This is a genomic window from Micromonospora sp. CPCC 205561 (assembly GCF_036906775.1).
In the GTDB taxonomy this organism is placed as follows: domain Bacteria; phylum Actinomycetota; class Actinomycetes; order Mycobacteriales; family Micromonosporaceae; genus Micromonospora.
The window spans coordinates 112546-133070 of sequence record NZ_JBAKHV010000003.1; the positions used below are offsets into that span (position 1 = coordinate 112546).

General features: G+C 71.7%; 14 protein-coding genes. 4 read left to right on the forward strand and 10 right to left on the reverse strand.

Features of this window, described 5'->3' with window-relative positions; translation table 11 throughout:
- Positions 1-7: 7 nt before the first annotated feature.
- The 8 genes from V6V16_RS03970 to V6V16_RS04005 all read right to left on the reverse strand — a co-directional run bounded on the left by V6V16_RS03970 (position 8) and on the right by V6V16_RS04005 (position 12763).
- Entirely contained in the window at positions 8-2314 is a 2307-nt protein-coding gene (locus tag V6V16_RS03970; RefSeq protein WP_334559534.1) for a pyridoxal-phosphate dependent enzyme, read from the reverse strand.
- 92 nt (positions 2315-2406) lie between these two features.
- Entirely contained in the window at positions 2407-3897 is a 1491-nt protein-coding gene (locus V6V16_RS03975; RefSeq protein ID WP_334559535.1) for an argininosuccinate lyase, read from the reverse strand.
- A 969-nt stretch (positions 3898-4866) separates the two neighbouring features.
- Positions 4867-5085: a hypothetical protein gene (locus V6V16_RS03980; protein ID WP_334559537.1), complete on the reverse strand. Its 219-nt coding sequence runs from the start codon at positions 5083-5085 to the stop codon at positions 4867-4869.
- 150 nt (positions 5086-5235) lie between these two features.
- Positions 5236-5919 (reverse strand): GNAT family N-acetyltransferase, encoded by a 684-nt coding sequence (locus V6V16_RS03985; protein ID WP_334559539.1) that lies wholly within the window; start codon positions 5917-5919, stop codon positions 5236-5238.
- Positions 5920-6244: 325 nt separating this feature from the next.
- Complete coding sequence (locus V6V16_RS03990) at positions 6245-7585, reverse strand: hypothetical protein (protein ID WP_334559541.1); 1341 nt, start codon at positions 7583-7585, stop codon at positions 6245-6247.
- A gap of 108 nt (positions 7586-7693) precedes the next feature.
- On the reverse strand, positions 7694-10567 hold the full coding sequence (locus V6V16_RS03995) for an AfsR/SARP family transcriptional regulator (RefSeq protein WP_334559543.1): 2874 nt from the start codon (positions 10565-10567) through the stop codon (positions 7694-7696).
- Between the two features lie 132 nt (positions 10568-10699).
- Positions 10700-11602, reverse strand: a complete 903-nt coding sequence (locus V6V16_RS04000; RefSeq protein ID WP_334559545.1) for a C40 family peptidase — start codon at positions 11600-11602, stop codon at positions 10700-10702.
- Between the two features lie 495 nt (positions 11603-12097).
- The gene (locus V6V16_RS04005; RefSeq protein WP_334559547.1) at positions 12098-12763 is read right to left on the reverse strand and encodes a Type 1 glutamine amidotransferase-like domain-containing protein; all 666 of its coding nucleotides are present in this window, start codon (positions 12761-12763) and stop codon (positions 12098-12100) included.
- A gap of 204 nt (positions 12764-12967) precedes the next feature.
- Between V6V16_RS04005 and V6V16_RS04010 the strand changes: the two genes are divergently transcribed.
- From V6V16_RS04010 to V6V16_RS04020, 3 genes are all read left to right on the forward strand, one after another.
- Positions 12968-14449: a gluconokinase gene (locus V6V16_RS04010; protein ID WP_334559549.1), complete on the forward strand. Its 1482-nt coding sequence runs from the start codon at positions 12968-12970 to the stop codon at positions 14447-14449.
- A 392-nt stretch (positions 14450-14841) separates the two neighbouring features.
- Positions 14842-16074 carry an RCC1 domain-containing protein gene (locus V6V16_RS04015; RefSeq protein ID WP_334559551.1) on the forward strand — a complete coding sequence of 411 codons (1233 nt, stop codon included), beginning with the start codon at positions 14842-14844 and terminating at the stop codon, positions 16072-16074.
- A gap of 321 nt (positions 16075-16395) precedes the next feature.
- On the forward strand, positions 16396-17151 hold the full coding sequence (locus V6V16_RS04020) for a formylglycine-generating enzyme family protein (protein WP_334559552.1): 756 nt from the start codon (positions 16396-16398) through the stop codon (positions 17149-17151).
- A 151-nt stretch (positions 17152-17302) separates the two neighbouring features.
- Here the strand turns inward: V6V16_RS04020 and V6V16_RS04025 are convergent, their stop codons facing one another.
- Both V6V16_RS04025 and V6V16_RS04030 read right to left on the reverse strand, forming a co-directional pair.
- Positions 17303-17959, reverse strand: coding sequence for a ThuA domain-containing protein (locus V6V16_RS04025; RefSeq protein WP_334559553.1), 657 nt, complete (start codon positions 17957-17959; stop codon positions 17303-17305).
- A 66-nt stretch (positions 17960-18025) separates the two neighbouring features.
- Positions 18026-19531, reverse strand: coding sequence for a PQQ-dependent sugar dehydrogenase (locus tag V6V16_RS04030; protein ID WP_334559554.1), 1506 nt, complete (start codon positions 19529-19531; stop codon positions 18026-18028).
- Between the two features lie 410 nt (positions 19532-19941).
- Between V6V16_RS04030 and V6V16_RS04035 the strand changes: the two genes are divergently transcribed.
- Positions 19942-20523: a hypothetical protein gene (locus V6V16_RS04035; RefSeq protein ID WP_334559650.1), complete on the forward strand. Its 582-nt coding sequence runs from the start codon at positions 19942-19944 to the stop codon at positions 20521-20523.
- Positions 20524-20525: the final 2 nt, after the last annotated feature.

Below are 20525 nucleotides of genomic sequence, written 5' to 3' on the forward strand. Positions count from 1 at the left end.
TCGTCTCTCAGTGGGCCGGGGCCGGGGCCAGGGACGTCGCGTCGCTGAAGGCGTCCGGGCGGTCCTCGTCGACCAGCAGCTGGACCTGGTCCACGGCGGCATGGATCCGGCGGACGACCTCCGCTCTGCTGGAGCCCGTGGCGATGACGTATCCCAGGCGGTCGTAGCCGTTTCGTGGCGGTCGCACGGAGGTGCCGGGGGACGCCGTCACGGTGACCTGTTCGACGCCGTCGAGACGCTCGATCTCCGCCCCGCCCGCGGTACCCCGCAGCGTTCCGGGTCGGGGCGCCACCAGGAACTCGATCCCGGCGTACCCGGCCGTGGTCGAGGAGAGCCGGGTCGGTTCTCCGACGGCCGCGGCCAGCTGCGCGGCGAGCAGGTTCGAGCCGGTGGCGAGGCGGTAGAGCTCGGGGATCATCCCGCCGGCCGGGCGGGGATTGATCTCGATGATGGCCGGGCCGGACGGCGTGAGGCGTACCTCGGTGTGGGTCGCCCCGTGTGCCATCCCGACCGCGGCGAGCGCCCGCAGGACGGCGTCCACCATCTCGGTCGCCTGATCCGCCGGCAGGTCCGCGGGAAAGACGTGACCGAGCTCCACGAAGTACGGCCCGGCGGTCACCCGCTTCTCGGTGATCCCGAGACAGCGGTTCCCGGTGCTCTCGCCGAACACCTCGACGCTGAACTCGGCACCCCGCAGGTACTCCTCGACCAGTGCGCAGCGGGCGGTCGGCATTCCCCGGACGTTGAGGCGCATCCCCAGGACCGTCTCCACGTGCGCCTTCGCCTCCTCGACGGTGGCGCAGAGCAGCACGGCGTTCGAGCCGGAGTCGTCCGCGGGCTTCACCACGCACGGCAGCCCGACCTCGCCCACCGCGGCAGCGGTCCGTGCCGGGTCCGTCACCGCGACGAAGCGGGGTTGCCGGATCCCGCTGTCGCGCAGCGCCTCCCGCAGCAGGGCCTTGTTCCGACAGGCGGCCACGGCCGCCGGCGGGTTGCCCGGCAGTCCCAGCCAGTCGGCCAGCTCGGCGGCGAGCACGGTGTAGAAGTCGCTCGTCGTCGTCACCCCGGCGAGCTGTTCGCGACGGAACCTGCCCTGGACGAGCGAGCGCAGGGCCGGCAGGTCGTGAGTCTCGCAGACGAGTACCTCGCAGTCGGTGTCGGCGAGCCCCCGGTAGCGGTCGGGACGGTCGGTGAGCAGTACCGGCCGCAGCCCCATCCGCCGCGCGACGCCCAGGGCGAGCACGCCGGTCCCGCTCGTGTTCGCCTCCAGGAACAACAGGTACCGCTCGTCGTTCGTGCCCGGGACGTCGTCCGTCCGCGACCAGCTCACGGCGACCTCCCCGGGGTCGATCGAACGCGGTCGCTCCGCCGCGTCCAGCTCGTGCAGGCGGTCGGCGGCCCACTCGTCGTCGTAGACGGTCTGCGCGTACCGGTCGCCGCGATCGGGGAAGATGCCGACGATCCGGGTCCCCGGCTCGGCGCGGCGAGCCACGTCCTTCAACACCTGGTAGACCGAGCCCGACGTGTTGCCGCCGAAGATCTGCTGTTCGCGGGCCAGGTCACGGGTGGCGCCGAACGCCTCCCGGTCGTTGAGCCAGTGCACCTCGTCGATCTGGCGGCGGTCCAGGTTGGCGGGCTGGAGGCTGTTGCCGAGGCCGCCCTGCAACCTGGTGGGCACGTCCGGCTGACCGAACAGCACGCTGCCCACGCAGTCCACCCCCACCACCCGCAGCTCGGGCAGCGCGCGTCGCAGCGCTCGGGCCGAACCGCACAGCGATCCACCGGTGCCGACCGCCCCGACCAGGACGTCGAAGGAGGTGAGGTCCCCCAACAGCTCGCCGGCCAGGGACCGGTACGCACCCGGGTTGTCCGGGTTCCGGTACTGCTCGGGAAAGAACGCACCCGGCAGGCCGTCGAGGAGCTCGTGCAGCCGTTCGAGGCGGGCACCCTGCCAGCCCTGGCTGGACATCCGGTCGACGACGTGCACCTGGCAGCCCAGGGCGCGCAGCTTGGCGAGCGTCACGGGGTCGATCCGGGGGTCGGTGACCACGTGCACCGGATGCCCCAGGGCGGTTCCGACGAGGGCGACTCCCAGCGCCATCGTGCCGGAGGAACTCTCGACGATCGGCGCGCCCGGTCGAAGTACGCCCAGCCGTCTGGCCTCGAGGATCACGTGGCGGGCGACCCGGTCCTTCATCGCGAAGAGGTTCTGGAGTTCGAGTTTGGCGTACACCTGGACGCTCGGGTCGACATCCATTCTCAGCCTGACCAACGGCGTGTGCCCGATGGCGTCGACGACGTTCTGGAAGATCACGCGTCGGCCCCCGATCGTCCGCGGGTGCCGAGGTCGTCGGCGCCCACCCGGGCTGTTCGGCTCAAGATCGTCATTTTTCCCCGATTCGACGCTTATCGGCGCCCGAGCAGTGCCCGAGCGGAACCTCGCCGTTCACGACGGTCGTCCCACTGCTGCCGGAGGAGTCGGAAGTCCTCCGCCTGGCTGGCGAGCAGGTCGGCCAGCGCCTGGGGATTGACCGAGCCCGTCGACCGCTTTCCACTGATCGCGTTCTCGATGTCGAAGGCGTTGGCGAGCACCCGTGCGGCGTCGGAGACCCGGTATCCGTGCCGGCCGGCGACCTCGGCCAACAGCCCGGGATCTCCGGGGTGGGGCGGGACGGCGGAGGAGATGGCGGCGGCGATGTACTGCCCGACGACGATCTGGGCGTCGCGCCAGGGGATCCCGTCGTTGAGGGTCAGGTCGTTCGCCAGGGTGAACGCGCCCAGATACTCCCGCCGGCAGGCTTCCCGCATCCGGTCGGACCGGAAGCGCAGGTTGTCGATGACGGTCGAGAAGAGCCGCAGAGCGGTCCGCGTGGTGCAGACGGAGAGATGGAGGTTCGCGGTGGCCTCCTTGGACACCTCCACCATGTTGGAATAGGGCGTCGAGCGTTGGCCGAGGACGACGTCCACACCGAAGGCGCCGAGATGCGCCAGCTTGCCGCGGATCCGCTCCAGGATCGGGAAGTTCTTCTTCTGCGGCATCGCCGCCGAGATGCCGGAAAGCTCGTCAGGCAGGTCGATGAAGCCGTACTCGTTGCTCCCCCAGGCCATGAGATCAGTGACGAAGCGGCTCAGTTCGGCACTCAGGATGGAGAATTCCGCCATCATCTCCAGGGCCAGCGGCCGGGACGCCACCGCGGTCAGGGCGTGCGGAACCGGTCCCGCGAAGCCGAGCAGGTGCGCCATGCGATCGCGGTCCCAGGGCAGCTGTTGACCTGCCATCGAGCCCGCGCCGAGGGGCGAGAGGTCATTGCTGTCGTAGGTGGCGAGCCAGCGGCGCAGGTTGTGCAGAATCTGCTGGGAAAGGGCGGCCAGATAGAAGCCCGGAGTGATCACCTGGGCCGCCTGGAGATGGGTGTATCCCGGCATCAGCAGATCGGACGTACCGTTGGCGAGCCGATGGACGGCCTCACCGAGGTCCAGCAGGTCGTCCGCCGCCCCACCGAACCACTCGCGTGCCGCGAGCGCGTGCGCGGTGGCCTGAGAGTCGTTACGACTGCGGTCGACGTGCCAGCTCGGGACCGGCTCGGTCAGGTGACGATGCACCCACTGTTCGATGGCCATCGACGAATCGGACATGTTGGTGGAGGGGTCGGCGCTGAGCGTGGATTCGTCGATCCTGCCGAGCTTGTCCGCGATGTCTCGTCGTTGATCGCCGGTGATGACCCCCATCCGCTCGTACTCGGAGAGGATGACCATCTCCACAGCGAGATAGTGCGGAAGCAGGTGGGTCATGTCGAAGACGAACTGCGGTCGGAGGATTTCGTCGTGCACCTGACGGGACGGACCGCTGGACAACCGTCCTGACATCAGGGCGGAGCCCTCGGGAACGAGCTGCACTGGAGACCTCCGTTACGCAAGTTGCACGGCCGGACCGCAACCCGGATCAGCGCCTCGCGACGCGGGACACGGCATGCGGACCGGACCGCCTCGAAATGAAGGACAGTCACCTGAGCAAGGTGCGACGATTCACCGGAGAGGCGCGATCGGCAGCGGACGAATTCGACGTTCGCCGTCCGCGTACATGAATCCGACTCCCCCGTGGAGCGACTACGAATTCGGGCCAGCAATGGAGCATGAAACAACAGTCCGCGCCAATAAGCGATCTTCGATGCGGCGAGCGTAGCCGCGCACCTTGCACCACGCAAGGGACTGCATTCGCGCGCTATGTCTGGTAGCGGTCGTATTCGTTCATCCCGGCACCAGGCCCCGCGGCTCGACCGGGCGCCCTGACGATGGCGGGGGCATTTCCCCTGGTCGAGGCCGCTTGCGGGCCGTCGATCCTGCTGGCGGACCGGCGGCCCGGACGACCGAACGTCTCTAGCCTCTCGGGAAACTCGGAACGTTTCAGGGGATTTGGGCCAGTGGGAGTCGGCCCTGAACCGTCGTCAGCCGACACGGGACAGCGCCGGTCCACACCTGGCCCTCTCCAGCAGGATTCCAGGTTCCGTCGATAATGCCTAACCGCAAGGAGCCCCGCGACTACCGACCGTACCGCGGTAATGGCATTCCGACTTCCCCGGACCGCGACGACTCTCCGCCCATACCGATTGCGACCGACGGCGAGAAATGCTCTCTCGCCTGGGAGCCGCAGCGTCGCGGACAGCCCGCGCCGGCCCCGCGGCGGGCCTGCGAGGAGAAGGCGAGGAGGCGATGGCCACCGGATGGGTCGGCAGTACGGGTGCGGTGGCGCGCTCGTGCCGTGAACCGCACGTGACGTGAGCGCGATCGGCACGCCGGTAGCCGCTGCGAAACCGCCGGACCGAAGTGCGTGCCGATCCGGGCTACCGCGAGTATCGCGGTGGTCCGTCAGGCGTGCTCCCGGCCTTGTCTCGCCACTGCCGCGCGGAACGGGCGGCCGACCTCATCGACGGTGAAGATCGTCGGTGCCCAGGTGGCGCCATCGGGAAGAGCGACGAACGCGTCGACATCGGCCACCGGGTCCACGGTGTCCGTGCCTGGATCGAGCAGGAACCGTGCCACGAACGTCGGCTCGGTGATGGTGGTGTACGGACCGCCGGTGCCCAAGGACGCCAATCATGGCGTACGGCCCGCGGCATGCTCGTCGCCGCGATCCGCTCGTGCCGGGATCAGCGCGCCGTCGTCGTCGGACGCTGGACCGCGCGCCCGTCTGGGTGACGACGAGGAGCGTGGGTCGGCCGCGGCTGTTCGCGCCGTTCAGGACGGGTACGCGTTGCCAGGCGTCGTCGCGATCAGCACCTCGGCCACCGGCTGCCAGCCAAGCGTCTTGTACAGGCGCCGACCGTCCTCGCTGGCGATGAGAACGCCCCGTTCGACGCCTTCTTCGATCGCGGCACGGGCCAGTGCGCCCATCACCGCGGTGGCCAGACCCTTGCGGCGATGAGCCGGCATGGTTTCGATCCGGTCCGCGACCGCATCCGTGCCGGCCACTCCCATCGTCCCGCGCGCGCCGACCTCGTCCGACTCGTGCCACACCGTGGCCGTGACCACGCTGTCGCCTCCGTGTGCGTCGACCTGGGTCAGGAGCCGGTACGGCGCCACGGGCACGCTCCGCGGATGCCCGCGAAGATCGGCCGTCATCAGTAGTTCCGAGTGCTTGAGCACGATCAGGCCGGCGGCCGCCAGAGCCGAGGACGCCCTCGCCGGGTCGGTGGTGGGCACCGTCAGCCAGGTGACGGCGTCCTCGCCCGCGACCAGCTCGGCCAGCGTGCCGAGCGACGCGGGGTCCTCGTCGGCGTCGAGCGCCACATACTCGATGTCGCGGCCGGGCTGCATGCACCGGACCCGCAACGCGCCGCCCACGTCTTCGGCGAGGGGCAGCGCGCGAGCCACGCCCCAGCCGCGCTGCCAGCGGACGATGAGATCTCGCAGGTCGCTCACCCATCGAGTAGAGCACTGGCACGTGGGCGGCCGGTCACGCCCTGGGGCGCGATGAGCCGAGGTCACGTACGCCGATCCTGCCGGCACCCGTGCGTTGGCCCGTCGCCCGCAGCGACGCCCGGAACGTGGCGGCCGGCGTCGGTGGCGCCCCGAAGGCTGATCACAGGTGGTCCGGTTGCGGCGTCAGGTCGCGCGGTCGGAGCCGGAGAAGGAATCCCGAGAGGCCGCGGTGTTCTCCGCGCGGCCAGATGCGGTCGAGGCGAGGGCGGCGGAGTTCGAGACCGTGGTCAATGCCGGCGTACCCACGGGCCGGTCGGCGCGGTCGTCAGCTGCGGGTCTGCAACCAGGCCCGGAGCCGGTCCAGCAGGTCCCGGTCGGGCGGCGGGGGCAGGGCTCGGAGCAGTTCGTCCTCGCTCGCCGGACGGGCCGCCAGCGCCGCATCCCGCAGCAGCGACCGGTCGACGGAGACGCCGCCGGTGACACCGACGTCCACATCACCCCGGCGGAGCACGTACGCGTGGCTGTCCTCGCGCCGAACGTAGCTGAGCCCGGAGCCCTCGGACGTACAGGCGGCCTGGAAGCACGGATCCTGCTCGGCGGACGTGACGTGCAGCGCCACGCGCACGCTGGCGGCGCCGCCGGTGTGGTCGGCGGGGGCGTAGCCCACGCCCGGAGGGATGCCGATTGGCTGGGCCCGGTAGCCCGGCAGGTCGACCACGAAGAGGTCGGCCGGCCGTTCCTCGGTCGGCAGGTCGCCGGCGGTGGCCGAGCGTAACGTGCGGGTGGCGCGGCGCAGCAGGTCGCGGTCGACGGCCAGCGAGCCGAGGACGACGACGCCGCGGTCGCCGCGGGTCACCTGGTATCCGTGCTCGACGACCCCGCGGAGATAGACCGCCCCGCCCGGTTCGGTGGCGCAGCTCTCCACCGTCGGGGCGGCGTCGAGGTGCGGCTGGCCGCACACCCCTCGCGCGTCGCCGACGACCGGGCCGGCGATCACGTTGACGTGGCGCCCCGGCGGCACCGCGGCCGGGTCGGCGGGCATGAACTCCCCGGCGCCCAGTTCGCCGCCGTAGGCGGCGTCGACCGGGCGGTATCCGGGGATCTCGACCACGTAGGCGGCCCGGCGGTCCTGGGCCGCGTACCGCAGCCGCTCGGCGACCTCGTCGGGGCCGGAACGGGCGAGCGCGACCAGGCCGAGCCCCAGGAGGCCGACCAGCGCGAGCCCGGCGGCGAGCCGCGGCCGCCACCCGCGCAGCAGCAGCCCGGCGACGAGGACGTACGGCACGCCGCCCAGGAGCAGGGTGAGCGTCGCGTCGGAGCTGACGCCGAGCCCCACCTCGTCGGTCCAGCGCCAGCCGAGCCGGGCCAGGGCCAGCCCACCGACGAGAACCAGCAGCGCCCAGAAACCGGGACGGGCGCCGAGAACCGTGGCGGACGCCGTGGTCCGGGCGATCAGCCTCAGCAGCCCGACGGCGAGGACGACCACGACCAGCAGCCCGACCAGCACCGCGCCCCAGCCGACGAAGAGCAGCGGGGCCAGCGCGGGGATGGCGGTGGTCAGCAGCGCCGACCCGAGCAACCAGACCGCGCCGAGCTGCCCCAGAACGGGCCGCCCGGGCGTCGACGGGCCGCCCCGGGCCGCCGTGACGTCCGGCTCCGCACCCATACGAGAGGTTGTAGCAGCAGGCCGCCAACCGCCGCGACCCGATGAGGACACCGGCGTCTCCGTCGATCACGCGCGGACCCGGGCGGCCCCCTGCGGACGATCGTCGGGTCAGCCCGCGGGGCCGATCGCGGTCTGCCGGCGGATCTTCGCCTCGACCTGGTCACCTTCGGGGTGGCGCAGATCGTGGAAGATGCGCAGCGCGGCGCTCCAGGCGTCGAGCGCGTGCTGATGCTGACCGGCGGCGCTGTGCGCGTCGCCGAGGTGATCGAGCGCGAAGGCCTCGTGCGAACGGTCGCCGGAGTCGCGGAGCATCCGCGCGGATTCCTCGTAGTGGTACGCCGCCCGCTCGAAGTCCCCGAGCTGTTGGTACACGTAGCCGAGGCTGTCCAGCGTGTGTGCGGTCCCGGGCCGGTCACCGAGCCGCCGGTGGATGGCCAGTGCCTCTTCGCAGTTGCTGAGCGCCTCCTGGTGGGCGCCGAGCTGGGTCTGGTACCAGCCGATGTTGTTCAGCGCCTGGGCCAGGCCCGCCGGGTGACCGGTGGCCTCGTAGAGCCGACGTGCCTCTTGCGAGTGGGTCAGTGCCTCGCCCGGCCGGTCCAGGCCCTCCGACACGGCGCTCATCCGTAGGTGCGCGTAGGCCGCACCCCGCTCGTCGTCCAGCTCGGCGTAGAGCGCCAGCGCCCGTTCGAGGTGGCCGTGGGCGTCCTCGTACTGGCGCAGGCGGCTGCGCGCCAGGCCGAGTCCGCTGTGGGTGTGGGCTCGCCCGACGGCGCTGCCCAGACGTTCCGCCGCCGCGAGGGCGGTGTGCAGGGCGCTGATCCAGTCGTCCCACCGGCCCTGGCGGTCGACGAAGATCCCGATGATGGTGGCCAGCTGCCAGGCGTGATCGCCCAGGTCCGCGGCGGCGGCCTGATCCACGGCCGCGACCAGGGTGCGGTGTTCCCGGCCGAACCAGGCCAGTGCCTGCGCACGGTCCGCGATCGTCGCGACCGTCGCCTGCGGATCGGCCGGCGCCAACCGAACCTCGTAGCGGTGCGGGTGCAGTTGCCGGGCCGCCCGGTCGGCGGTGTGCAGAAAGTGGTCGAGCAGGCGACGCACGGCGGCTCGGCGGGTGGGCTCCGGATCGAGACCGGCGGCGAGTTCGGCGGCATAGGCGCGCAGCAGGTCGTGCATGACGAACCGGCCCGGACCGCACTCGACCAGTACGTGAGCGGCCGTCAGTTCGGTGAGCGGCGTCCGGGTCGCCGCCTCCGGCCGGCCGAGCAGGCTCGCCGCCGCGGTGATCGCGATCTCCGGACCGGGATGCAGACCCAGCCGGCGGAACAGCTGGGCCGCCTCCTGACCGAGGCGGGCGTAGGACCAGGAGAAGACGGCGCGGACGTCGGCACCGGAGTCCTCGGCGGCCAGCACGCTGAGGGCCCTGGCGTCGGCCAGCTGCGTGGCCAGCGCGCCCATGGGGACCTTGGGTTGGATGGCGGCGCGCGCGGCGACGACGGCCAGGGCGAGCGGGAGCCGCGCGCACTGGGCGACGATCCGGTCCACGGCGCGTTCGTCGGCCTCGATCCGGGCGGGACCGAGCCGCTCGACCAGCATCTCCCGGGCCTCGACATCGGTGAACACGTCCAGCGTCACCGGGTGGGCGCCCTCGGCCACCACGAGACTCGTGAGCCGGTTGCGGCTGGTCACCAGTACCAGGCAGCCGGCCGTGCCTGGCAGCAGTGGCCGGACCTGTTCGGCGCTGACGGCGTTGTCGAGCAGCACCAGCATTCGCCGACCCACCAGGCGGCTGCGGTAGAGCGCGGCCTGGGACGGCAGGCCGGTGGGGATCTGCTGTGTCGGAACGGCCAGCGCGGCCAGGAAACCCCGCAGCGCCTCGGCGGGGCTCATCGGCGTCGCGTCCGCCTCGAAGCCCGCCAGGTTCACGTACAGCTGCCCGTCCGGGAAGCAGTGGGCCACCCGGTGCGCCCAGTGGACCGCCAGCGAGGTCTTGCCGACGCCGGCACTGCCCATCAGCGCCGAGATCACCACCGTGCGGGGCTGGTCCGCGTCGGCGACCAACGCGTCGAGCAGGGCGAGTTCCGCCGTACGGCCGGCGAAGCCGCGTACGTCCAGCGGCAGCTGCGCCGGCACCGGCATCGAGTCCCCCGTACGGCCGGCGGGCGTCGCGGCTCCCGACGTCGACACGGCCACCGCGGGCCGCTCGGTCGCCGGGCCGGGTGCGTCCAGCGCGGGGTCGCCGAGCAGGATCTGCCTCTCCAGCCGGCGTAGCGCCGGACCCGGCTCCAACGCGAAGTCGTCGACGAGGATTCGCCGGGTCCGCTGGTAGACCCCGAGCGCGTCGGAACTTCGGCCGCTGCGGTACAGCGCGGTCATCAGCTGGGCCACCAGCAGCTCCCGGGTCGGCCGCTGGGTCACCGCCTCGGCGAGTTCCGCGATGATCTTCGTATGCCGGGCGACGCGTAGCTCGGCGTCGAAGAGCGCCTCCAGCGCGCCGCTGTGCTGCTCGTCCAGGTAGGTACGGGCGTCGGCGGCGAACGCCGCCCGTACGCCGGCCAACGCGTACCGGCCGCGCCAGAGGCCGACAGCCTGGCGCAGGAGCGCGATGGCCTCGGCCGGCGGCTCGGTACGCGAGCGGACGACGAGGCTGGTGAAGGCCGCGAGGTCGAGCTGCCCCTCGTGGATGCGGATCCGGTAGCCCGCCGGCTTCCATTCGACGGTGGCCGTTGGCGGGCCCCCGCGGGCCAGCGACGACCGCAGTCCCGACACCATGTTCTTGATCTGCAGGCTCGCGGTGCGGGGAACATCCTCGCCCCACATGCCGTCGACCAGATCGCTGACCGACGTCACCTGTTCCGCCCGCAGCAGCAGAAGGGCCAGCAGGTCCTGCTGCTGCCGACGGGAGAACGTCACCAACCCGCTGGCGGCGCGCACCTCGACCGGCCCGAGGATGCGGAAGGCACACTCGGCGCCAACATTGATCACCGCCGACATTTTACCGGCGGTCGCCAGTCGCCAGAACCCTTCAGTCGGAGACCATCCGGCAACGGCCACCGACGTTCACGAGTGGATCCCGCCTCCGTCGGAAGCGGGATCCGCACTCGGACTCGCGTGTGCTCAGATGCCAGGGACGCGGTGCGCTGTGTACGACGAGCTGTTGAGGTAGCTCGTCGCGTCGCTGATCACCACGCCGGTCCAGGTGCCGTCCGCGTTCAAGGTCTTCGGCGTCGCCTCCAGCACCGACGCCACCCCGTCGCCGTCGCCGTCGCCGAGGTACACGGCGACGTGGCCGTACTTGGCGAGCAGATCGCCGACCTGGATCTGGGACTTGGGCACGGCGGGCACGCCGTTCTTGACCGCGGTCGAGCTGTCCCAGGAGAAGGGCACTCCGGCGTGCTGGAACATCTTGGTGATCAGACCCGAGCAGTCGAAGCCCTTGACGCCGGCGGGCTGCTTGTAGACGCGGCTCTGACCGCACCGCCGGCCGTCGTGGTAGAGGGTGGAGGTCGGAATGGTCCCGTGCCGGTAGGTGCCGGCCGCGCAGCCGACGTAGACCGAGTCCAGCTGCGCGAGACCGAAGCTGAGTGCCTGCCGCACCTTGATCGAGGGCGACTCCTTCACCTTGCAGTGGTTCATGAAGTAGGGAATGCCGTTGGCGGGGATACCGACGGCCTGGCCGCCGTCCAGGTGGAATCGGAACTCGTCGTTGGGCACGAGGGCGACATTCGCGATCGAGCCGAGCTTCCACTCGCCGGGCGCGGCGACGTAGACCTGGTTGGACTGGAGGCCGACACCCGGGCGGATCACCTGCACCTGGGCCGTGTGCGCGCTGGCGGTCCCGTTGAGCAGGCCATTGCTGACCTGGTAGACGCCGCCGTAGGCGTTGACCTTCTGCCAGCAGGCAATGACGTGCGGATCGGTCCGGTAGATTGTCCAGTCCGCCCGCGCGGCCGGAGCGAACAGGGTGGCGCCCAGAGCAGCCCCAGCTGCCAGGACACCGACGCGACGCACCATAGACATCAGGCTGCACCCTTCGTGAGACGAATGTTCCCGGCTGCGACGACGCCGCCAGCCCGGTCCTGTACCACGATCGGGCAGGGCGATCATACGAACGGCACACATCGAGCGCGCGGGCCCGGCGAATGCCTCGCAAACTCGGTCAAGGCATTGCCCGACAACGGCGCTGCTGGCCGCTCGCATGGGTGGTGTCGGGGAGGTGGGCGATCAGGCAGTGCCGTCGATCTGCCTGATCCAACGACGGACCGCCGAGAAGATCACTTCGATCAGGCCCACAAATGGATCGACACGTTGCAGCAGCGTCGGCGCCGGGTGGTGTGCTGCCACCCATCGCCGTCGAGGTGCCTCCAATGTCGTTCGACACGATGAAGTCGGGTGCTCGAAGGAGCATGCCGACGTGTGGTCGGGACCGACAGAGGTACGAATGACGCCGCGTGGCGGGCTCCTGCCGCCCGGCGCGACCGCTCGGCGGCGGAGGGAAGGCCGTCCGGGCGGCAGTCACCCGAACTTCGTCCACTGGCCTTCCGAGACCACCTCGACGGAGCCGTCGACGACCTTGATGGCCGTCTGTTCGTCGATGGCGTAGGCCGGGCCGCCGATGCCGGCGGCCCACCGCTGCGCGTCAGACGGGGTGTTCGTGGGGAAAGCGTTCAGGTGCGGGAAGATCGAGAAGTCGACGATTCCCAGGGTGCGATCGTCCGGCGCGGACGGCCACTCGACGAAGTAGTCGCCGATCCGGGGCGTCATCACCATGCTCCCGGCGCTTACTCCCACCCAGACCGTGTCCGGCAGCGAAGGCAGCAGGTCGACCAGCCCGGACTCCCGCATCCAGTGGCACAGGTACGTCGCGTCGCCGCCGTCGACCAGGAGCACGTCGGCGTCGCGGACCCAGGGGACCCACCGCTCGGCGCCGATGGTGGGCAGTGCGGTGAGCTCGAGGACACCGAGGGACGCCCAACCCAGGCCGGACAGGTACTGCCAGGCGGACTCGGGCCGGGCGGCTACGAAGCCCCGAACCGACGTCGGGCCGCACATCGGGTGACCCCACTGTGCTGTCGGGACGCAGAGGGCGCGGCAGTCGGCGATCGGCTTGCCGAGGAGCTGCACGAGCGCCGAGTGGATGCTCGGATTCGTGACGCCGCCCGAGGTGAGCAGGAGCTTCACGGTGCCTCCGAAGCGCGCGGAAGGTGGATGTGCCCTGAAGGCCAGGGATCGAGCCGGGGCTCATCGTAGTTCGGGGCCCCCTTCCAAAGGTCCCTCAGCCGGCCGGGCGCAGAAGGTCGTGCCCTGGCCGGGCCACAGCGGGCACGCGGGCCTGGGGTTGGCTAGGGTTGCCGCAGACTCGCGCCACCAACGACGAGGACCACGATGACCCGGACCGACGATGATGTCACCCTTGACGCGGCGCTGGACCCGCTGGTCCTCGCGCTGGACATCGGGTCCACCGCCACCCGTGGCGGCGTGCATGACGCGTCGGGCCGGCGGGTCCACGGTCTACAGCACAAGGTGCCGCACGCCTTCACCGTCGCGCCCGACGGCACCTCGGTCATCGACCCCGACCAGGTGACCGCAGAGGTCGAGCAGATTCTCGACGCGGTGACCGGCGACCTGCGGCTGGGTACCCGAATCGCCGGCGTCGCGATGGACACCTTCGCCTCCTCGCTGATCGCGGTCGACGCGGCCGGACGCGCGCTGACCCCGTGCCTGACCTACGCCGACTCGCGCAGCGTCGACGCGGTGACGGCGCTGCGGGACGAACTCGACGAGCAGACGGTGCAGCAGCGCACCGGCACCCGCCTGCATACGAGCTACCACGCCCCGCGCCTGCGCTGGCTCGCGGCCACGGAGCCGCGGGTCGTCGCCGGGGCCGCCCTCTGGTGGTCCCTGGGCGAGTACGTTCTGGCTCGGCTGGTCGGGCACCCACTCGCCGGGACGTCCACGGTGGCGTGGACCGGCCTGCTCGACCGCCGCACCGGCGAGCTCGACGCCGAGCTGCTCGCTGCCGCCGGCGTCGGCCCTGAACAGTTCTCCGTGCCGCGGGACGTCACGGAGCCGGCGCCTTCGGCCTCCCCGGCGCGCTGGCCCGCCCTCGCCCGGGCCGTGTGGTTTCCCGTCATCACCGACGGCTTCGCCAGCAACATCGGGTCGGGGGCGGCCGACGCCACGGTGCTCACCGCGTCGACAGCCACCAGCGGTGCGTTACGGGTGCTGCTCGACGGTCCCGCCGAGCCGCTGCCCTTCGGGTTGTGGAACTACCGGGTCGATGCGGGACGCACGCTGCTCGGCGGGGCGATCAACGACGTCGGTCGCGCCGTCAGCTGGGCGCAGAGCACGTTGCGCCTCAGCCCGGCGCTCGCGGGCGTCCTCACCGCGCCGCCGAGCGACGCCACGCCGCTCGTGCTGCCGTACCTCACCGGGGAACGCGCACCAGGCTGGGTCGGCGGGGCACGCGCCGTGCTCGGCGGCGTGTCGGCGGCCACGGACGCCGACACCCTGTTCCGCGGCATCGTCGAGGGTGTGGCCCTGACGTACGCGCGCGTCGCCGAGGAACTGCGGCCAGCCGCCCCGCAGATCCTGCACGTCGCGGCAGCGGGGCGGGTCAGCAACGACCAACCCGAGTGGCTCCAGATCCTCGCCGACGTGCTCGGGCAACCCGTCACGCACGTGACCCGGCGGCGCACCACACAGCACGGCACGGCGCTGCTCGCGCTCCACGTACTGGCACCCGACGTCCCGCGCGCGCCCAGGGCCACCGGGGCGACGTACGAGCCCCGGCCCGCGCACGTCGAGCACTACGCGCAACGGCGCGCGAAGTTCGCCGAGGTGTACGACGCGCTCGTGCGCCACTGAGGGACCGAGTCGCGACTCCTCAGCCCGGCACACAGCGACGTCCCTCGGACGCACCGAGACGTACGGACCGCGGGGTGTCGTGCTCCGCACCGAGAGGGCCGGCTCCGCCCTGCGGCGGTGGTCAGCGTCCCGTCCGGCCAACTCCCCGGCGCCGGACAACCAGGGGGCCGGTGATCCGCTCGACCGACTCCGACACCCCCTCGACGTCTTCGGCCACCGCCCCACCAGGGCGTCGGGCGTCCAGGAAGCGGCCGGTCGGTGGGGGTCCGAGGAGGCGTGATCGACGCCCGCCGATGTATTGTTCCATCGATGTGAAGTGATGGGTCGCTGGGACCCGTCGGGGCAACGCCGCCTCCACCGTACGAAACCGACGATGTCTAGGGAGAACGACCATGATCGAACATCGGGAGGGGCGGCAAGGGACGCGGTGGCGGCGGGCAGCCCGAAGCGCCGTCGCGGCGGCGGCCGCTGTCGGGCTCACCGTGCTGGCCCTCGGGTTCACGACGGGTGCGGCCACGGCGGGCGCCAGCCCTGCCGACCGGGGCACGCCGAACGCCTCGCTCGCCGCCGCGTCGGTGTCCCGGGTCGCCGCGGGCGATCTGCACACCTGCGCGATCCGCACCGACGGCGCGCTCTGGTGCTGGGGCAACAACTTCTACGGGCAGCTCGGCGACGGGACCACCACGCAACGGACCGCTCCGGTCCGGATCGGCGACGCCACCACCTGGGCGCACATCGACGCCAGCATGAGCACCACCTGCGGGGTACGCACGGACGGAACGCTGTGGTGCTGGGGCAGCAACCACAACGGGCAGCTCGGCGACGGGACGACCACGAAACGGAGCAGCCCCGTACGGATCGGTAACGGCACCACCTGGGCCAGCGTCAGCACCGCCGCCAATCACACCTGCGCCGTCCAGACCACCGGCACCCTGTGGTGCTGGGGCTCGAACCGCCACGGGCAGCTCGGCACCGGCGCGACCCCCCATCTGGCGAGCGCCCCCGTGCAGGTCGGCACGGCGACCACCTGGGCGAGCGTCACGACCGGGTACGCGCACACCTGCGCCATCCGCACCGACCGGACGCTGTGGTGCTGGGGCAGCAGTTCGGACGGGCAGCTCGGTCTCGGCATCCGGGACTACCGGGCGACACCGACGCAGGTGGGCACCGCGACCACGTGGACCGGCGTGACGGCCGGTTACGTGCACACCTGCGCGGTCCGCGCCGACGGGACGCTGTGGTGCTGGGGCGAGAACGGGTACGGCCAGGTGGGCGGGGGCGCCGGCTTCCAGACCACCCCACTCCAGGTCGGCACCGCCACCACCTGGGCAAGGGTCGAGACCAGCGTCGACTCGTCGTGCGCGACGCGCACCGACGGCAGCCTGTGGTGCTGGGGCCACAACGCCTCCGGGCAGCTCGGCGACGGCACCACCACCCACCGGTCCACCCCGACCCGGGTCGGTAGCGCCACCACCTGGACGGACAGCATCGCCGCGTCGTACCACGCCTGCGCGATGCGCACCGATGGCAGCCTGTGGTGCTGGGGCGACAACTCGTTCGGGCAGCTCGGCGACGGCACCACCACCCACCGGTCGACCCCGGCACAGGTGGCCCTGCCGGGCTGACCGCCACCGGTCGACCTGACCGTCGGTCCGCGCCGCTGCCGCTTCGGCGACGGCGCGGACCGACAGCACCCACCAGCCGGTGTCGCAGTGGGGTCGGGAGAAGCAACCGTACGAAGGCAATTGGATGCCTCGGCCTGAGCCCGGCCCTACGCTACGAACTCCCGGCCCGCCACCTTGCCATCCGCAACCATGATGCGGACGGGACAGTCCGTTCGGGGAGCGAGAGAGTTCCGATCAAGAAAGCGCCAGGCAGTTGATTCATGCGCAGTCCGGGGCCGTCGGAAAGCACCGATCAGCGACGGGCTGCTAGCGTTCGGCGCCATGTGGAGCGGGGAGAGCGTGGCCGGGCGCCCGGCATGGCGGCACATCCCGTCGGGCGTGGTGTTCCGGAAGGTTCCGGGCGGCACGTTCCGGATGGGCCTGTCCGACGCGGAGCTGGACGCGGTACGCGCCATCGAGCGCAGCGGTGGGGTCGAGGACACCATCGAGCCGTTCCTCGCCAGTGCCGGAGACGCACAGCCGGTACGGGAGGTGCGGGTCGAGCCGTTCCTGATCGCCCGGCACCCGCTGACGGTGGCGCAGGTCCGGCACTGGCTGCCCGCGTACGAGGACGAGTACGCCGAAGCGGACACCGGCACGGCACGGCTCGAAGACGACCTGGAAGACCTGCTCGAGCTGATGCCGTTCCGGCTACCCAGCGAGGCGCAGTGGGAGTACGCGGCCCGGGCCGGCACCACCACGCTGACCTTCCGCGGTGACGGAAAACCCGGCGAGGACCAGCTGCTCGACGACTTCGGCGACGAGACGCGGACGTCCGCCGGGGAGAACGCGTTCGGGCTGGCGGCGATGGGATCGGCGAACGAGCTCTGCGCCGACGTGTGGATTCCCGGGTTCGCGGACGCGCCGGCAGACGCGCGGGCACGGACCGGCGACGGGCCCCGGACCGTACGTGGCGGAGCCGCCGACGTCTACCCATGGCAGGGCTGCGACGAGTGGCTGCTGCTGCTTGCCGCCACCCGGTACGAGCACGCCCAGTTCACGGCGGTTCGCCCGGTCGCATCACTACCAACCCGCTGAAAGCCGTCTCAGCCGATGCGGGGTGCGGAAACGCCCAAGCGGATCTCAGTGTCTCCACCGCCGTCTGCCGCCACGCCAGTGGCCTGAGAAACCGAACAACAACCTTCTGGCCGGACGGGTGACGGATCAAGTGACGGCGTTCCGTGACGCATCAACCGGCCGCCCACCGGATCCCGCCCAGCAGATGGGCCTGGAAGTCCGGCTCGTCGTACGCCTCGGCGGTGTGCCCACCCGCGGTGTAGAACGAGCGCCCGCCCGCGATCTCGACGCACCACGCGTGCGGATGGTCGGCGCCCATCGTCCCGCCCTCGTACGAGGTCTCGTCCACCGACAGCAGGACCCGCGCGGTCGACCGGACGCCGCACCGGTGGTTGTACCACTCGTCACGGCGGGTCCACGTCGATCCCAGATGGGCGGTCGCCGGGTGGTCGTGATCCTCGACGCGGAGCGTGGCCTGCTGCACCTCGGGGTGATCCGTGAAGTAGGCGGCGCCGAGCAGCCGGCCGTAGAAGGGCCACGAGTAGCCGGTGGTGGCGGCGGCGTGTACGCCCACGAAACCGCCTCCCGCGGCGATGAACGACTCGAACGCCCGCTGTTCGGCCGCGTCGAGCACCTCGCCCGAGGTGTTCAGGAACATCACCACCGCGACCTCGGCCAGCCGGTCGGCGGTGAACGTGTCACCGTCCTCGGTGGCGGTCACGGCGAAGCCGTGCTCCTCGCCGAGGGCCCGCACGGCGCGGATGCCGTCCGGGATGGAGTCGTGCCGGTATCCGGCCGTCCTGGTCATGACGATGACCTCGAAGCTCATGCGACCATGCTGCCGGCCCCGCGCCGCCGGCGTCAGGTCGCCGGCTGCCCGCACTCCCCCGCCTGTTCAGCCGAGTTGGCAGGTGGCGCCGTTGAACTGGAAGCCGGTGGGAGGCGGGTTGGCGGTGCCGTGGGTGCCCTGGATCCCGAAGCTCACGGTGCCGCCCCGCGCGATCGTGCCGTTCCAGCTGACGTTGCGGGCGGTCACCGCGGTCCCGGCCTGGCTGACCTGGGCGTTCCAGGCGTTGGTGATCCGTTGGTCGGCGGTGAACGACCAGGTCAACGCCCACCCGCTGAGGGCGGGCCCCCGGTTGGTGATGCGCACCTCGGCGGTGAACCCGCCCGTCCACTGGTTCGGGATCCAGGAGACGAGGCAGTCGGCGATCGGCGGCTGGGGCGTGGTCGTCGGCGGTGGCGTGGTCGGCGGCTGCGGCGTGGCCGTCGGCGGTGGCGTCGTGGGTGGCGGGCCGTCGAGCGGCGGGAACCGCAGGATCCGGTCGTCGGCGGGCGCCGGGGTGCCTCGCCCGTCGCGGTTGCTGGTCGTCACCCACAGCCAGCCGTCCGGCCCGTACTCGACCGTCCGCAGCCGCCCGTACGTGCCGAGGAGCTCGGCGACGGGGGTACCGGCGCCGCCGGCACCGTCCAGCGGGACGTTCCACAGGCGGGCGCCGCGCAGCGCGGCGACGAAGAGCCGGTTCCCGGCGATCGCCGCGCCACTCGGCGACGCCTGCGCCGTCGGCCAGACCAGCAGCGGATCCCGGAAACGGGGATCGTTGCCGTCCCCCTCCACGACCGGCCAACCGTAGTTGCCGCCGGGCACGATCAGGTTGACCTCGTCCCAGCTGCTCTGCCCGAACTCGGTGGCGTGCAGCCGGCCCTGCGCGTCCCAGGCCAGCCCCTGCACGTTGCGGTGGCCCAGGCTGTAGACCAGGGAGCCGGAGGACGGGTTGTCGGGCGGGGCGGTGCCGTCCGGCCGCATCCGCAGGATCTTGCCGTTACGACTCCGCGGATCCTGCGCGCTGGACGTCTGACCGGCGTCGCCGACCCCCGCGTACAGCATGCCGTCGGGGCCGAAGGCTATGCGACCGCCGTTGTGGACGCTCGCCCGGGCGAGGCCGGTCAGGATCGGCTGCTGCGTCTGCGGCGCGCTCAACCGGAACCGCACGATCCGGTTGTCGGTGGCGGTGGTCAGGTAGACGTAGACCCAGCCGTCCTGGGGGTAGGCCGGCGAGACGGCGAGACCGAGCAGCCCGCCCTCGCCGCCGGCCGCCACCCCGGCGATCTGGGCCACCTGCTCGGGTGCCTGTCCGGGGCGGATCCGCTGCACCTGGCCCGAGTTCCGCGACGCCACCAGGGCACTGCCGTCGGGCAGGAAGTCCATCCCCCACGGCACGGTGAGGCCGCTCCCGACGACCTGGGGGCGGCTGAAGTCGAAATCACCGACGGCCCTCGCACCGGGTGGCCCACCGGAGGCAGGGGCGTCGTGTCGCTCGCCGGCGACCGCGCCCGCTCCGAGCAGGGCCACCGCCAGACCCGCCGCCACGGCGGTCGAGATCATCGATCGGACTCGCATCACGGTCCTCCCATCACCCTCCGACCAATATATACATCGCCGTGATGAATCGCCTGCTCATACGCACTGGGACCGGCCGCGGACGTTGACCGGCCGAACCGGCACGACGATGAGCACCGTCGATGTTGCCGGAGCGGGCCCGGTCGTGTTGCAATGGCTCACATCGCCGCAGCGCGGGGGCAACCGCGCTGGGAACGGCAGCACGGGAGCAGCAGCGCCGGCAGCGCGCCGGTCTCACCGGCCCTCGCGCGCCACCTCGCCGGGCCCTCTCCACGACGACGGGCACGCCCCTGGGCAACCGTCCCCGCCGTACGTGTCCCACCACGGCCGACCGCCCGAGATCCGACCCGCCGGGGGCATCCGGGCCGTCTGTCAACGCACCGGAAACGGCGACCAGACAAGAGGTGAGCATGTTCTCCCGGCAGAGTTTCGCGGGATGGTACCGAAATCGATTCGTGTGGGTGGCGGCGATCCTGACCTTGACGGCCGGCGCGGTCGTACTGACCAACTCGGCCGGATCGGAGGCCGAGCCGGCGGATCTGCGGACGGGGATCACGGCCCGGATGCGGAGCACGCTCGAACAGGTGGACCCGGCGCAACACCACCACGCTGGACATCACGCGCCGCACGCCGCCACCGAGGGCGGCGCGAAACCGGCCGTGATCTGCGGAGTCCGCGTCTACGGCCACGAGCCGGCGGAGGCCACCGCCCTGGCCGACGTGCGAACGGTGTACGGCTTCCACCTCTGCGGGATCGCGGAGCAGAAGCGTCCGTGGGACTGGGCCGTCAAGCTCGTCGGCCCGGTCATCATGGACATGTCCACCGATCCCCCGGGCATCCGGGTGGTCGAGGCGAGCGCCGACGTCGCGTTCGTCGACCGGCTGCGCGAGATGTTCCCGCAGCAGTACGTGGAGCAGGCGCGCGAGGAGGCGCTGACCGGGCCGGAAATGGCGGACCTGCGTCGCCGGTACGACGCCGCGGCCGGGCTCTGACC